This window comes from Brevibacillus aydinogluensis (genome assembly GCF_961514395.1).
Lineage (GTDB): Bacteria > Bacillota > Bacilli > Brevibacillales > Brevibacillaceae > Brevibacillus > Brevibacillus aydinogluensis.
Genome location: NZ_OY569118.1, coordinates 2,993,398 through 3,008,563, shown reverse-complemented (window position 1 = coordinate 3,008,563; position 15,166 = coordinate 2,993,398). Strand labels below are relative to the sequence as shown.

The 15,166-nt window shown below is 57.3% G+C and carries 15 protein-coding genes; 13 read left to right on the top strand and 2 right to left on the bottom strand.

Features of this window, described 5'->3' with window-relative positions:
* Positions 1–9: 9 nt before the first annotated feature.
* Together Q7F15_RS14770 and Q7F15_RS14765 are read right to left on the bottom strand one after the other, a co-directional pair.
* Positions 10–432, bottom strand: coding sequence for a cell wall hydrolase (locus Q7F15_RS14770; protein WP_171566673.1), 423 nt, complete (start codon positions 430–432; stop codon positions 10–12).
* Positions 433–596: 164 nt separating this feature from the next.
* Complete coding sequence (locus Q7F15_RS14765; RefSeq protein WP_171566672.1) at positions 597–1,160, bottom strand: YqaA family protein; 564 nt, start codon at positions 1,158–1,160, stop codon at positions 597–599.
* A gap of 320 nt (positions 1,161–1,480) precedes the next feature.
* On the opposite strand from Q7F15_RS14765, the gene Q7F15_RS14760 reads away from it, so the two are divergent.
* From Q7F15_RS14760 to ilvN, 13 genes are all read left to right on the top strand, one after another.
* Positions 1,481–2,434, top strand: coding sequence for a spore coat protein (locus Q7F15_RS14760; protein ID WP_212132695.1), 954 nt, complete (start codon positions 1,481–1,483; stop codon positions 2,432–2,434).
* Positions 2,435–2,511: 77 nt separating this feature from the next.
* Positions 2,512–2,730 carry a hypothetical protein gene (locus Q7F15_RS14755; protein ID WP_230076646.1) on the top strand — a complete coding sequence of 73 codons (219 nt, stop codon included), beginning with the start codon at positions 2,512–2,514 and terminating at the stop codon, positions 2,728–2,730.
* Positions 2,731–2,813: 83 nt separating this feature from the next.
* Positions 2,814–3,920 carry a cyclic dehypoxanthinyl futalosine synthase gene (gene mqnC, locus Q7F15_RS14750; protein ID WP_304414542.1) on the top strand — a complete coding sequence of 369 codons (1,107 nt, stop codon included), beginning with the start codon at positions 2,814–2,816 and terminating at the stop codon, positions 3,918–3,920.
* A gap of 144 nt (positions 3,921–4,064) precedes the next feature.
* The gene (gene ytxC / locus Q7F15_RS14745) at positions 4,065–4,985 is read left to right on the top strand and encodes a putative sporulation protein YtxC (RefSeq protein WP_171566668.1); all 921 of its coding nucleotides are present in this window, start codon (positions 4,065–4,067) and stop codon (positions 4,983–4,985) included.
* 365 nt (positions 4,986–5,350) lie between these two features.
* On the top strand, positions 5,351–7,264 hold the full coding sequence (thrS, locus tag Q7F15_RS14740) for a threonine--tRNA ligase (protein WP_171566667.1): 1,914 nt from the start codon (positions 5,351–5,353) through the stop codon (positions 7,262–7,264).
* Positions 7,265–7,536: 272 nt separating this feature from the next.
* Positions 7,537–8,556 carry a GTP 3',8-cyclase MoaA gene (gene moaA / locus Q7F15_RS14735; RefSeq protein WP_171566666.1) on the top strand — a complete coding sequence of 340 codons (1,020 nt, stop codon included), beginning with the start codon at positions 7,537–7,539 and terminating at the stop codon, positions 8,554–8,556.
* 252 nt (positions 8,557–8,808) lie between these two features.
* Positions 8,809–9,336, top strand: a complete 528-nt coding sequence (gene infC, locus Q7F15_RS14730; protein WP_171566665.1) for a translation initiation factor IF-3 — start codon at positions 8,809–8,811, stop codon at positions 9,334–9,336.
* A 29-nt stretch (positions 9,337–9,365) separates the two neighbouring features.
* A complete protein-coding gene (rpmI, locus tag Q7F15_RS14725) occupies positions 9,366–9,563 on the top strand; it encodes a 50S ribosomal protein L35 (protein WP_171566664.1) in 198 nt (65 codons plus the stop codon).
* Between the two features lie 97 nt (positions 9,564–9,660).
* Positions 9,661–10,020, top strand: a complete 360-nt coding sequence (rplT, locus tag Q7F15_RS14720; RefSeq protein ID WP_171566663.1) for a 50S ribosomal protein L20 — start codon at positions 9,661–9,663, stop codon at positions 10,018–10,020.
* Positions 10,021–10,400: 380 nt separating this feature from the next.
* A complete protein-coding gene (locus tag Q7F15_RS14715) occupies positions 10,401–11,102 on the top strand; it encodes a phosphoadenylyl-sulfate reductase (protein ID WP_230076647.1) in 702 nt (233 codons plus the stop codon).
* 20 nt (positions 11,103–11,122) lie between these two features.
* Positions 11,123–12,289 carry a sulfate adenylyltransferase gene (gene sat, locus Q7F15_RS14710; protein WP_171566661.1) on the top strand — a complete coding sequence of 389 codons (1,167 nt, stop codon included), beginning with the start codon at positions 11,123–11,125 and terminating at the stop codon, positions 12,287–12,289.
* 632 nt (positions 12,290–12,921) lie between these two features.
* A complete protein-coding gene (ilvB, locus tag Q7F15_RS14705; RefSeq protein WP_171566660.1) occupies positions 12,922–14,658 on the top strand; it encodes a biosynthetic-type acetolactate synthase large subunit in 1,737 nt (578 codons plus the stop codon).
* Positions 14,659–15,153, top strand: coding sequence for an acetolactate synthase small subunit (gene ilvN / locus Q7F15_RS14700; RefSeq protein ID WP_171566659.1), 495 nt, complete (start codon positions 14,659–14,661; stop codon positions 15,151–15,153).
* Positions 15,154–15,166 lie beyond the last annotated feature (13 nt).

Below are 15,166 nucleotides of genomic sequence, written 5' to 3'. Positions count from 1 at the left end.
CTCTCTCCTTTAGTAAACTCGTGGACAATCTTGTGGGTTGGGTACAAAAAAGCAGTGCGCTTTATAGCGACCTACATTTCGTTGGTTATACCACTGAGGCGGACAGTTTCCGGCTGGCCGAAAGAACCACAGCGCGTTTGAAGCAGGGTGTTGGCGTTCGCCGTTAACGACGCGTCTGGCCAAGCGCCTTTCCTTGTCGCGGGCGCGTTGATAGAAATACGGCTTTTGCACCGCTTCAAAGCCGCCCGGCGATTGGAAGACCATTTGTCTCATCGTGCGAATGCCGCGAAAGTCCAGGCAGTTGGCGAGGATGCGGTTGACGCCGACGTTGCCGACCATCAGCATGCCCAAGTCCCCTTCGCCTTCCGCTTCGGCACGCATCAGTCTCGCCAGCATGTCTACATCCCTGCTGTTCGCTTTTATAACGGCCATTGCTTCACCTCCTCCGAAAACTCACACTTACAATATACGGACGGCACGCCGGTAGGTGAATGTCCCGCCAATTTTTTGTCGGCGCCGTCATCTCCGGCAGCAAAAAAACACGCCTCGCAGCAGCTCTGCGAGGCGCGTCTTTCATTACATGAGAAATAGCGGCGTTACGCCGATTTTTTTCGCTTTTTCCAGATCAGCCAGACGATGGCGACTAGGGCGCCAATTCCGAGTACGGTCACTTCCAGGTAGCTGTCCAGTAGCTCCTTGGCGTGTTTGCCGTAGAGGTGGAACAACAACCCGATGAGGTAAAACTTGATGCCGCGTCCCAGGATGGCAAACAGCATCAGCTTGGTCAGCGAGTAGTTGAACACGCCGCTCAAAATGGTAAAGACTTTGAACGGAATGGGGGTAAATGAACCAATCAGTACGGCGGCATCGCCATTTTTGGCAAATTGCTCTGTCGCCATCGCCGTCCACTTCTCAGGAAGCAGCTTTTGCAAGAGCGGTTTGCCCAGCCATTTGCCCAGCATGTAGCCCACCGGTGCACCGAGGATGGAACCGGTAAACGCGACGGTGGCGTACCGCATGGCGGACGTGGGATCGATCAGGCTCATCCCGATTTGCAGAAAAAAGGGCGGGACAGGGACAATAAATGAGTCCAGAAAGGCGAGGCCAAACAATCCCCATATACCGTACTGCATAAAGATTTGTGTAATTTGATCGAACATGAGCGTCTCCTTCAGGAGGGTTTTCCTCGTCTGTCGCTTTGAGCAGAGCCAGCTTCTGCGAAAGGACTTCATCCGGCGTTTTTCTTCATTATACCGGAAACAAAAAGGTTTCTGTAGTGATATCCTATGACAGGCTCTTGCCAAACAGAATGATTATTGGTGGAGTGGAGCGATGTTTTTCTGACAAGGTAATACGCGTCACATGTCAAAAGGTTTCTCCCCCATTTTTTGTACGAAGCAAGGGTTTTTTCCTGTGCGCTTCTATCTGTCGGCCGTTTCGGACATACTGTTAGGGATTTGGAAAAAAGGAGGAAACCATCATGTTGCAAGCTCATTCGTACACAGCTCATGAAGTGATGGAACTGCACGAGGCGCTCACCTGCACGATTGACGCGCTGAATACGATGCAGTTGTACACCCCCTATATCCGCGACCCGGAACTGGTCCAGCTGGTCGGTTACCAGATGCAGTTTATGCAAAACGAATACAACAGCATGGTACATACCGTGCACGGGCTGGGAGTGGGGGAATGCCTGCCGTACCGGCCCAGCACGCAGGTGTGGCAGACGCGCGCCCTGCCTACTACCGCCGCTGCCCAACCGCCGGCAGCTCCACAGCAGGCTGCATCTCACCAGCCCAATGCTCGCCCGGATCAGATGGACGATCACGACGTAGCGTCAGCGGTGCTCGGCCTGCACAAGGCGGGGGCCAAAGCAAAAATGGCCGCAGCGCTGGAGTCGGCCCATCCTCATCTGCGCGGCATGCTCCTGCAAGGGGCGGTCAACTGTGCCCAACAGGCCTACGACATGTGGAGCTACATGCAGCGGAAAGGCTACTATCCGCTGGCGACGCTGCCGCAGGAGACGAGCGCTCAACTGCTGCGCGGCTATCAGCCGATTGCCGTGAACGGACAGACGGCCATGTCCGCACAGGTCCCGCCCGCCGCGTCCGGTCAACTGCAGACGCCGCCGTCCAATGACAGCACGCTGACGAATGCGGTCAATCCCGGAGGGGCGGTCCAGCAGACGCCGCTGTCGTCGTCCCTGCAAGCAGGCGGAGCAGCGGGCCAGCCGGTCAATGCCAGCCAGATTTTTTCCTCCCCCGCCTATCGACAGGCACATGCCGGCGTACCGGCAGGAGAAACGACGATGATCGCCGGTCAGGACGCTTCGATGACGGCAGATCTGATGGGAGAAATGTCCCGTGATACGGAGGGTCGCCAGGTAAAAAGGCGCAAAAAGGATGCACCATCCGATCCGACAATTGGTCATTAAGTTCCAATTTGGGCGTTGACGGTAGGAAAGATTGTCCACTACTATAGAGGTGCAGTCCATACAACGGGAGGTACCGGATGAAAACGCTGGGATCGGGGAAAGTCATCTTCTATGCACCGGACGGGACAACCCTGGAGCTGAAAGGGGAAATCGACGTTCGCGGGGACCGTGTGGCCGTCACGGAGATTATCTATTTCAACGGAAGGCCAAACGGCGCGCGGGAAACGAATCTGCCGCTCGTCCAGACTGTCATTTACTGGGAGCCGGAAGTGTACGAGGAAATCGGTTTTGAATAGTGTTGGCGCAACCTTGCCAATAGGCAGGGTTGTTTTTTTGTGTTACGATGAATCGTGGACGCAGTATAGAAGGAGTGATCCTTTTGATCGATAAGATTTTGGAGCGGGCGCTCGCCGGTGAACGCCTCGGTCTGGAAGACGGCCTCACCCTGTTTGCGAGTGACGAGATCGAGAAAATGGGCCACTACGCCGACCTGGTCATGAAGAAGTGGCATCCGGAGCCGATCACCACGTTTGTCATCGGGCGCAATATCAACTACAGCAATGTGTGCGACACCTACTGCCGGTTCTGCGCCTTTTACCGCCCTCCGGGTTCCCCGGAAGGATACGTGCTGCCCAACGAAGTCATCTACCAAAAAATTCAGGAGACGGTGGATGTAGGCGGCACGGAAATCCTGATGCAGGGCGGCACCAACCCGGACCTGCCGTTTGAGTACTACCTGGATCTGCTGCGAAACATCAAGCAGCGCTTCCCGCAAATCACGATGCACTCGTTTTCCACTGCGGAAGTGCAAAAAATGGCGCAGGTGTCCGGTCTGCCTGTGGAGGAAGTGCTGAAGCAGTTGAAGGAAGCCGGGCTCGATTCGCTGCCGGGCGCGGGCGGGGAGATCCTGGACGACCGCACGCGGCGCAAGATTTCCCGCCTCAAGGGTTCCTGGAAAGACTGGATCGAGACGCAAAAGGCGGCTCACCGCGTCGGCCTGCCGGGGACGGCGACGATGGTGATCGGCTTTGGCGAGGAGATGGAAGAACGCGTGCTGTCGCTGATGCGCATCCGCGAGGCGCAGGACGAGACCAAGGGCTTCACGGCCTTTATCGTCTGGACGTTCCAGCCGGAGAACACCAACATGAAGGCGGTCAACAACACCCCGGAGGAATACCTGAAAACACTGGCGATCAGCCGCCTGATGCTGGACAACATCGCAAACTTTCAGTCGTCCTGGGTGACAATGGGACCGGAGATCGGCAAGCTGTCGCTCTCTTACGGCTGCAACGACTTCGGCTCGACGATGATGGAGGAGAACGTCGTCTCCGCTGCCGCATGCACCTACAAGGTGAACACCAACCTGATCCTGAAACTCATCCGCGAAGCGGGCAAAATCCCCGCGCAGCGCAATACCCGCTATGAAATCCTGCGCATCTTCCGCGAAGGCGAGATGGCGGAACACGACTTTGTCATGCAGAATTGACCGATCCGACACAAACAAACACGGAGCCGTGACGGCTTCGTGTTTGTTTTATGCAAGCGGCTTCCCCTGTTTCCAACCGTTTAAAAGTATATCGCCCCAGGTGGGACATATACTGTAACTACACTGCGGATGGGGGGGATGGATATGCAGCGTTTTGCCGTCTGGCTGGAAAATGTCCCTGCACATTGTGACGCGTTTCGCTCCATCGTGTCCGAGCTGAAGAAGCGGGTCAACATGGAGCCGGTGCGCATTACATACAGGGAACAGGAGCAGGGCGACTACCGTTTGTTCCTCTTTCAGAGCACGTCTACCGAGGAGTACAACGCGGAGACGATTGAGTGGGCCCGTGCGTTTGTTTCCCTGGCAGTGGCTGAATGGATTCTCCGGGTCAAGGAACCGGAAGTGCTGGAGGAAATCGCCGCCGACTTGCTCGCAGCGGAAGCTCTGGAAGAGGAGTGGCCGTTGATCCTTCCGTATGTGCAGCGGATTTGTCAAGACCAGCAAGAAGGCGACACGGACCTGCTCCATGCCACCGCCCGCAAGGCAGCCGTCTACCGCAAAGTATTCGCTTATTTGGAAGAGGAGCGGGAGCTGAATGTACTCGGCTTCGTCCGTTTCCGTCTGCAAGATCATTGGAACGAACTGTTTGAACTGGTGGAAACCGGCCTGGACGATTATCTGGAAGACAAGCAGTACCAGGAATTTGTCGAGCTGCTGCGGTACTATATCGCCGCGCAGGAGACCAAACAGGAAGTGGTTCACGTCGTTCCTAGTGTAGACAAACCGTTCCTGCTCTATGACAAACACGGCACACGGCTGCGGCTGGACCAGCTCGATGCCATATTCAGCATTGGCGAGCAGAACAGCCGCGAAGAAGACTACCTGGTGAGCGCGCTGGTAACGCTCGCTCCAGAGCGCATCGTGATGCATCTGGCGCAGGACAGGCCCGCACTGCTCCAGACCGTCCGCAGCATCTTTGACGGCAAGGTGATGTCGTGCCATTCCTGTCCGCTCTGCCTGGCGGGCAGACGTGCACTTGACGGACACAAGCCGACTCCTCTATAATGACAGACAACAACTGCAGATGTGTTGAAATACGATGAGAAGGACATGGACGATATCCACGTCGCTGCAGAGAGGCGGGCCGCTGGCTGGAAGCCCGCTGCGAACGCGTATCGCTCTACCCCCTTCGAGTAGCGGCCGGGAACAAAGCTACGCGCTTTCAGTATCGGCACGCCGGGCATACCGTTATGGCAAGGAAGGATTCGGCTTTCGTCCGATTGGTCGGGAGGATGTCCCGACGGCAATTGTCAAGCCGAATCAAATGAGGGTGGTACCACGGGTAAGAAACACTCGTCCCTTTGGGATGGGTGTTTTTATTTTTTCCAAATCCATTATTTATTATTTTACGCAGAAAGGACGTATGGATCGTGGCACAAGTCAACATTACGTTCCCGGATGGGGCCGTACGCCAATACGAATCCGGCATCACCATCGAGGACATCGCGGGCTCCATTAGCACGAGCCTGAAGAAAAAGGCCGTCGCCGGCAAGCTGAACGGCAAGGTGGTGGATTTGTACACGCCGGTGCAAGACGACGCGGCGATCGAGATCGTGACGCTGGACAGCCCGGAAGGTTTGGAAGTGTACCGCCACAGCACCGCCCACCTGCTGGCACAGGCCGTCAAGCGCCTCTACGGAAAAGAGGTGAAGCTGGGGATCGGTCCCGTCATTGAAGACGGCTTCTATTACGACATGGACATTCCGGTAACGCTCACCCCTGACGATCTGGGCAAAATTGAAGCCGAGATGGAAAAGATCATCAAGGAAGACCTGCCGATTCGCCGCAAGGTGGTCAGCCGCGAAGAAGCGATTCAGATCTTTCAGGGAATCAACGACCATCTGAAACTGGAGCTGATCCGCGACCTGCCGGAAGACGCTGTGATCACCATCTACGAGCAGGGCGAGTTCTTCGACCTGTGCCGCGGGCCGCACCTGCCGTCCACCGGCTACATCAAGGCGTTCAAACTGATGAGCGTGGCTGGCGCGTACTGGCGCGGCAAAGCGGAAAACCAGGTGCTGCAGCGCGTCTACGGTACCGCGTGGCCGAAAAAGGCGGAGCTGGACGAATACCTGCATTTCATCGAAGAGGCGAAAAAGCGCGACCACCGCAAACTGGGCAAAGAGCTTGAGCTGTTCATGTTCTCCGAAGAGGCGCCGGGCATGCCGTTCTACCTGCCGAAGGGCTTTACTGTCCGCAACGAGCTGGAACAGTTCTCCCGTCGTTTGCAGCAGTTGGCCCATTACACCGAGGTGCGCACGCCGTTTATCATGAACCAGCGCCTCTGGCTGCAATCCGGCCACTGGGACCACTACCACGAGAACATGTACTTCTCTGAGGTGGACAACACCACCTACGCCCTGAAGCCGATGAACTGTCCAGGCCACATGCTGATTTACAAAAACAAGATTCACTCCTACCGCGATCTGCCGATCCGCTACTCCGAATTCGGTCAGGTGCATCGCCACGAGTTTTCCGGTGCGCTGAACGGGATGCTGCGGGTGCGGACGTTCTGCCAGGACGACGCGCACGTCTTCGTTCGTCCGGATCAGATCGAGAGCGAGATCAAAAGCATGATCCAGCTGATCGACCGCATCTACAAGGTGTTCGGCTTCGAGTACAGCGTGGCGCTCTCCACCCGTCCGGAGGATTCGATGGGCTCCGACGAACTGTGGGAGATCGCGGAAAGCTCGCTGAAAAAAGTGCTGGAGGAGTCCGGCATGCCGTACGAGATCAAGGAAGGGGACGGCGCGTTCTACGGACCGAAGATCGACTTCCAGATCACCGACGCGCTGAAACGTCGCCATCAGTGCGGCACCATCCAGCTTGACTTCCAGATGCCGGAGAAGTTTGACCTGTCTTACATCGGCCAGGACAACGAGAAGCACCGTCCGGTCGTGCTGCACCGCGCCATGTACGGTTCCATGGAGCGCTTCATCGGCATCCTGATCGAGCACTACGCGGGTGCGTTCCCGACCTGGCTGTCGCCGGTACAGGTGCGGTTGATGACGATCAGTGACGCGCACGTGCCGTACGCCGAAGAGGTGCTCGCGAAAATGGAACAGGCCGGCATCCGCGTGGAACTGGACGCCCGCAACGAAAAAATCGGCTACAAAATCCGCGAGGCCCAGGTGCAAAAGATTCCGTACATGCTGGTCATCGGGGAAAAAGAAGTGGCGGAGGGCACCCTGTCCGTCCGCAAACGCGGCGTAGGCGACGAAGGGGCGCTTCCGGTGGATGAGTTCATCGCCAAAATCAAACAGGAAATCAGCGAGATGAAGTAAGCTGCTGCAAAAGGGCCGTTCCCGATTGGGACGGCCCTCAGCGTGTAGATAAAGTCCGTTGCGCATGGGTGATAGCACCCGCTCGCTCTCTTGATCCATGCCTCGTACGTTTTCTCCACCTTCGGTTGATCAATGCGCAGGCCTTTTTGCCTGGAAACGATGAAAGACCGTTTCTTTGCGGACACTCAATATCCGCGTCACACTTCTGCCATTGTTCCGGCTTGATCTTGGCAGGCTGCAGGTCTAGTATGGAATCAGGAGAGTGATCCGATATGCCTGAACAAGTATTGGATGCACGCAAACGTCCTCTCCGAGACTTGCGAATTTCTGTGACGGACAGGTGCAATTTTCGCTGTCGATACTGCATGCCAGCCGAAATTTTCGGCACGGATTACCCGTTTTTGCCGCGGCACAAGCTGTTGACGTTCGAAGAAATTACGCGCCTCGTCGGAATTTTCACATCGCTTGGAGTGGAAAAAATCCGCATCACCGGCGGGGAACCGCTGATGCGAAGAGACCTGCCCGAACTGATACGGATGATTCGCCAGGTGGAAGGCGTGCGCGACATCGCCATGACCACCAATGGTTCGCTTTTGGCCAAACATGCCAAGGCGCTGAAGCAGGCGGGATTGGACAGAGTGACCGTCAGCCTGGACAGCCTGGATGACGAGCGGTTCGGCCGGATCAACGACAGAGGATATCGGGTGCAGGACATCCTGCGCGGCATTGATGCGGCGGCTGAAACCGGCATGCTGGTCAAGATCAACATGGTCGTGCAGCGCGGCGTCAACGACCAGGACATCCTGCCGATGGCTCGTTATTTCCGCGAAAAAGGGCACATCCTGCGCTTCATTGAGTTCATGGATGTGGGCAACAGCAACGGCTGGAAACTAGATCAGGTAGTACCCTCCAGCGAAATTGTGCAGATGATCCACAAGGAGATGCCGCTTATGCCAATTGAGCCCAATTACTTTGGAGAAGTGGCTTCGCGCTACCGGTATGCAGGGACGAATCAAGAGATCGGCTTCATCTCCTCCGTTACGCAGGCCTTCTGTTCCACCTGCACGCGTGCCCGGCTGTCGGCGGAAGGGAAAATGTACAACTGCCTGTTCGCCTCGTCCGGGGAAGATTTGCGCGGCCCGCTGCGGGAGGGAAAAAGCGACGAAGAGATTCGGGAGCTCATTCAATCGATCTGGGTCCGCCGCGACGACCGTTACTCGGAGCAGCGGCTGAAGCAGACGCCGGGCCTGTCCCATCGGTCCAAGGTGGAGATGTCGCACATCGGCGGGTGACTTTGGAGGCCCAAAGTCATGAAATCCTTGACAGGACAAAATCTGCACGGTATCATAATGTTCAGTGCAAAACTTCATTCTTCGAGAAACAAGCAGAAGCGCCCAGCTTCTCACCTGGTTCGACGTCATCCTGACTGTTGACAGGTCACTCTTACGCAATAGCAAACTGTGGATCTGTTGAATTTGCTAGGTGAGATATGTGCGGGCGCGTCAGCGTTCGCACATTTTTGTTCCTTCTCGAAATTGACGGAGGTGGCAAGTATTAGCAAGGATCAACTGTTAGTCAACGAAGCGATTCGTGCCCGTGAAGTCCGCTTGATCGGACCGGACGGAAACCAGTTGGGTGTCGTGCCCCTCAGGGAAGCGCTGCGCATTGCGCAAGAAGCTGATTTGGATCTGGTGAACGTCGCTCCTACAGCCAAGCCGCCTGTTTGCCGGATCATGGACTACGGCAAGTACAAGTACGAACAGGCGAAAAAGGAAAAGGAAGCGCGCCGCAACCAGAAGATCATCGAACTGAAGGAAGTGCGCTTCTCTTCCAACATTGAGGAACACGATTTTCAGACGAAGCTTCGCAACGTCCGCAAGTTTTTGGAGGACCATCACAAGGTGAAGTGCTCCATTCGTTTCCGCGGACGTGAAATCACCCACGCCGAAATCGGTCAACAGGTCCTGGAGCGTGTCGCATCCCTTTGCGAGGACATCGCTGTCGCAGAGCGTAAGCCGAAGATCGAAGGACGCAGCATGATCATGATTCTGGCGCCGAAATCGGATAAGTAATCAGCGTTTAGGACAGGAGGATTTCTACCATGCCGAAAATGAAAACCCATAAAGGCGCAGCGAAGCGCTTCAAAAAAACCGGTAGCGGAAAACTGAAGCGTGACCACGCCTACACCAGCCACTTGTTCGCCAACAAATCCACCAAGGCAAAACGCCATCTGCGCAAAAGCTCTCTGGTGTCCAAAGGCGACCAAAAACGTATCGAACAACTCGTTACGTACCTGTAAGATTGTTTCGCACTACCATACACTATTACGCAGCATGCGCTCCCTAAGCGCCTCGTAAGCGGGGCCGCCATGCTGGAATGACCAGGAGGAATTACGTATGCCAAGAGTAAAAGGTGGCATTGTTACACGCCGTCGTCACAAGAAAATCCTGAAACTGGCGAAAGGATACTTCGGTTCCAAACACCGCCTGTTTAAGACTGCAAATGCGCAGGTAATGAAATCCCTGCTGTATGCATATCGTGACCGCCGTCAGAAAAAGCGCGACTTCCGCAAACTGTGGATCACCCGTATCAACGCGCAAGCTCGCCTGAACGGTCTGTCCTACAGCCGTCTGATGCACGGGCTGAAGGTAGCCGGCGTGGAAGTAAACCGCAAAATGCTGGCTGACCTGGCGGTTAACGACAAGGCTGCATTCAACGACCTGGCAGCACTGGCTAAAAGCAAACTGAACGCGTAAGCTGTTTTGCTGCGCACGACAAAGCATCCGAGCAATCGGGTGCTTTTTTTATGCGCTGATCGCGCTGGAGATGCGGCCTGCGACCTGGGGCCCGGAGTCTGGGGGCATTGGTCGTGATTGGGCCTATATTCCCAAAAACCATACAAGCGATTTTTTCAGCCAACGGTGGGGATCAAGGGAATTTTACACACAAATACGGACTTGATCGCTGCAGAGGGACGGCTCAGTACAACCAGTGAACCTCCTGGCTGGCAGGCTCAAGGGAGGTCTACTTCTTTTTTGCGTCAAAGTAACGACAATCGCCACCGTGGACGAATCTCCACTTGCCTCGGCGGCTCATATGATGTTGGGGTAACGCCTAGCAAGAAGGGAGAATCAGCATGAACCATCGCCGCAGGATAACGGATGACGAGTTGAATCTGACAGCCAGCAGGTTGGAGAACATGCGGCCTGAGGACGCACTGGCGTGGGCGGTCGAACAGTTTGGCGACCGCTTGGCGCTGGCTTCCAGCTTCGGCGCGGAGGACGTGGTGTTGATCGACATGCTGCACAAGCTGGCACCCGCCACTCCCGTGTTTTACCTGGATACCGGACTTCACTTTGCAGAAACCTACGGTGTCCGCGACCGTCTCCGGGAACGGTACGGGATCGAGTTTATCCGCGTGCTGCCCAAGCTGACGCTGGCTGAACAGGCGGAACAATACGGCGACAACCTGTGGGAGAGGGAGCCCAATCTCTGCTGCCAACTGCGCAAGGTGGAACCGCTGGGTGAGTTTCTCGCCGGGTATGACGCCTGGATCACCGGGATTCGCCGGCAGCAGGCGCCGACGCGGGCCGGTGCGAAAAAGGCAGAGTGGGACGAAAAGTTTCAGTTGGTCAAGGTCAATCCCCTCGCCGATTGGAGCCACGAACAGGTTTGGCAGTACATCCGGGAGCACGACGTGCCGTACAACCCGCTGCACGACCGGAATTATCCCAGCATCGGCTGCCGTGTCTGCACGCGGCCTGTTCGTCCGGGAGAAGACCTGCGTGCCGGCCGCTGGTCGGGCTTCGCCAAGACTGAGTGCGGGCTGCACAAATGAATGTCAAGGGAGGAATGAGCATGAGCCATACGATCCTGCCGCACGGCGGTACGCTGGTCAATCGGCTCGCGGAAAATGCCTGTCAGGATGGCGTTGACGAGCGGCTGCGAAGCGTGACGGTCGACCGCTGGACGTTGTCCGATCTCGATTGTCTGGCGATCGGGGCGTTTTCTCCGCTGACCGGGTTTCTGGGGGAGCGCGATTACGACGCCGTCGTGGAGACGATGAGATTGGCCGACGGGACGGTTTGGCCGCTGCCGGTTACGCTTGCCGTTGATGAGAAGGAATACGCGGATGTGCGGGAGGGTGAGCGCCTGCTCTTGCGCGGAGAAGACGGAAAGGCATACGCCGTGCTCACCGTCGAAAGCCGGTATCGTCCAGACAAACGGCGGGAGGCGAGGCTCGTCTTTGGCACCGAAGACCCGTCCCATCCCGGCGTGAGCAAGCTCTTTGCCAAGCCCGCCCTCTATCTGGGCGGTCCCATCGAGCTAATGCAGCGGCCGATCCCCCGGCAGTTTGCCGCCTATTACTGCACGCCGGCAGAGACGCGGGCTGCGTTCAAGGAAAGGGGCTGGAAGACGGTCGTTGGGTTTCAGACGCGCAATCCGATCCACCGGGCGCATGAGTACATTCAGAAAACGGCGCTGGAAATCGTCGACGGGTTGTTCCTCAATCCGCTCATGGGCGAAACGAAGGCGGACGACGTGCCGGCCGCCGTACGCATGGAAAGTTATCTGGTGCTGCTCCGCCATTATTACCCCCCGGAACGCGTCTTCCTCGCTGCCTTTCCCGCCGCGATGCGCTACGCCGGTCCGCGGGAAGCGGTGTTCCACGCGCTCGTGCGCAAAAATTACGGCTGCACCCATTTTATCGTCGGCCGCGATCATGCCGGCGTGGGCAACTTTTACGGAACCTACGACGCCCAGCGCATTTTCTCCGCATTTTCGCCGGGTGAGTTGGGCATCCAGCCGCTCTTTTTTGAACACAGCTTTTACTGCACGGCCTGCCAGGGGATGGCCACAGCCAAGACCTGCCCGCACGGAGCGGAATGGCACGTGGCGCTGTCCGGGACCAAGGTGCGGCAAATGCTGAAGAGCGGGCAGACGCCGCCGCCCGAGATTACCCGGCCCGAGGTGGCCCAGGTGCTGATCGCCGGGCTGGCTGAAGCAGGCTGCGCCAAATCGTGACGGAGGAGAAAACCAATCTTCTGAGGCAGCGGGTCCGGGGATTTTCCCGGGCTTTTTTCTTCGTCCTGCTTTAGGTCTATGCCGGGCAGAAAAGCGGGGACAGAAAGCGATTTTCATGTATCCGCTTACACGTAAAAACCGCGCCGTTTCGCGGTTTTTGACTGAACATTCGTTCGGACAAAAGTCTGGAAAAATGTTTTTGATCTCGTTGACACCCCTTGGGCGCGTGACTATAATCAGACATAACACTTTATTTTCTGACAACTTCAAAATTGGCAATATTGGTATAATCACAGGCTGTGACGAGGATGGTGCCCGCCTCTTCTTTTACAGAGAGCCCAGGGAGCTGAGAATGGGTAAAGAATGCGATCGCACTGCTCACCTCCGAGCCGTCTTGCCGAACGTTGCTCCTGTCCGTCAATCAGTAGGCAAGACCGGATGACACCCGTTAGCGTGTTGCAGTCGACGAAATGACTGGCTGAGATCGGCTGACCGTGAGGCGCCGATGAAGTTGGGTGGTACCGCGAACCCTTTCGCCCCAAGCAGACATGGAACCAGAACCGTGTCGGGGCGAAAGGGTTTTTCTATTAGCCAATAGGTTTTTTCAATATGGGAGTGGAGGAGGAGAGAAAATGAGTGTTCAGATCGCCGAATTGCAGGGAAAAAGCGGCATGCCGCCGGTCCGGTTCGGTGAGGAGTTGACGGGAGCGGAGACGCTTCTGCGATGTCTCATCCTGGAGCAGGTGGAGTACATCTTTGGCTATCCGGGCGGTGCGGTGCTGCCGATTTACGACTCCCTGTACGGCAGCTACTTTAAGCACATCCTGACCCGTCACGAGCAGGGCGCGATTCACGCCGCCGACGGGTATGCGCGGGCGACCGGAAAGCCGGGCGTCGTCATCGCCACCTCTGGCCCGGGGGCGACCAACCTGGTGACCGGCATCGCCACCGCGCAGATGGATTCCGTGCCGCTGGTCTGCATCACCGGCAACGTGGCCCAGAACCTGATCGGCACCGACGCCTTCCAGGAGGCCAACATCACGGGGATCACGATTCCGATTACCAAGCACAGCTACTTCGTTCGCGACGTCCGCGACCTGCCGCGCATCGTCAAAGAGGCGTTCCACATCGCCACGACGGGGCGGCCCGGACCGGTCCTGATCGACATCCCCAAGGATGTGAGCAACGCCAAGGCGCCGTTCAGCTATCCGGAAACTGTGGAAATTCGCGGCTACCAGGCATCTCAGGTGCCGAGCGATGAGGACGTGCAGGCGTTCGTCGCGGCGATCCGGGAAGCGAAGCGTCCGGTCATTCTCGCCGGCGGCGGGATCATATCGGCGGGGGCCGACCGGGAACTGCTCGCTTTCGCGGAAAAGACGCGGATTCCGGTGATCAACACCTTCATGGGACTGGGCGGTTTCCCTGGCGTACACGAATTGGCGCTGGGCATGCCGGGGATGCACGGCAGTTACACCGCCAACCAGGCGCTGCTCAACGCAGACTGTGTGATTGGCCTCGGCGCCCGCTTTGACGACCGGATCACGATGGGACGCACCAGAGAGTTTGCCCCCAAGGCCCGGATCGTCCACGTCGACATCGACCCGGCGGAATTGGGCAAAAACGTAGCCACCGCCGTCAAGGTGGCAGGCGACGTGAAGAGCACGCTGCAAAAGGCGCTGCCGCTCGTCACCGCGTGCGACTCGGAAGCCTGGATCGCCCAGTTGAAACAGTGGCAGGAGCAGCATCCGTACCGCTACAAGCGCGACGAGCAGGTGCTGAAGCCGCAGGCAGTCATCGAGCTCTTGTACCGCACCACCAACGGGGAAGCGATCGTCACCACAGACGTCGGTCAGCACCAGATGTGGGTCGCGCAGTACTACAAGTTCAAGCACGCCCGTTCGCTCATCTCCTCCGGCGGCCTTGGCACGATGGGATTCGGTTTCCCGGCGGCGATCGGGGCGCAAATCGCCCATCCGGACCGCACTGTGATCGCGGTGGTGGGAGACGGCGGTTTCCAGATGACCAGTCAGGAGCTGGCGATTCTCGCCCAGTACAACACGCCGGTCAAGGTGGCAATCATCAACAACCAGTGCCTCGGCATGGTGCGTCAGTGGCAGCAGCTGTTCTACGACAACCGCTACAGCCAGATTGACCTGACCCACAGCCCCGACTTCGTCAAGCTGGCGGAAGCGTACGGCGTCAAAGGACTGAGGGCAACCACGCCGCAAGAGGCGGAAGATGTCTGGGCGGAGGCGCTCCGGCATGACGGTCCGGTGGTCGTGGACTTCCGGGTGGCCCAGGAGGAAAACGTCTACCCGATGGTGGCAGCGGGCAACACATTAGATCAAATGGTATTGGGGGACGAATAGATGCAGCGACATACGATTGCGGTACTCGTCAACGATTACCCCGGCGTGTTAATGCGTGTCGCCAATCTGTTTGGTCAGCGCGGCTTCAACATCGACAGCATTACGGTGGGCGCCAGCGAAGAGCCGGGTCTCTCCCGGATGATCATCACCACCGGGGGTGACGAACAGAAAATTGAGCAGTTGATGAAACAGTTGTCCAAACTGATCGACGTGATCTCGGTGACCAACCTGAGCGAGAATCCGTTCGTGTCGCGGGAACTGGCGCTGATCAAGGTGAGCGCCACGCCGAGCCAGCTTGCGGAGCTGAACGGGATCGTCGAACCGTTCCGGGCGACGATCGTCGATGTCGGCCCCACCTCGCTGATTGTGCAGGTGACCGGAGATACCGAGAAAATCGATGCACTGCTGGTGCTCCTGCAGAACTACGGGGTCGTCGAACTGACGCGAACCGGCACGCTCGCGATGGCGCGCAGCGTGGTGCCGGCCACCGTGTAAGCAGCAGCAGTCA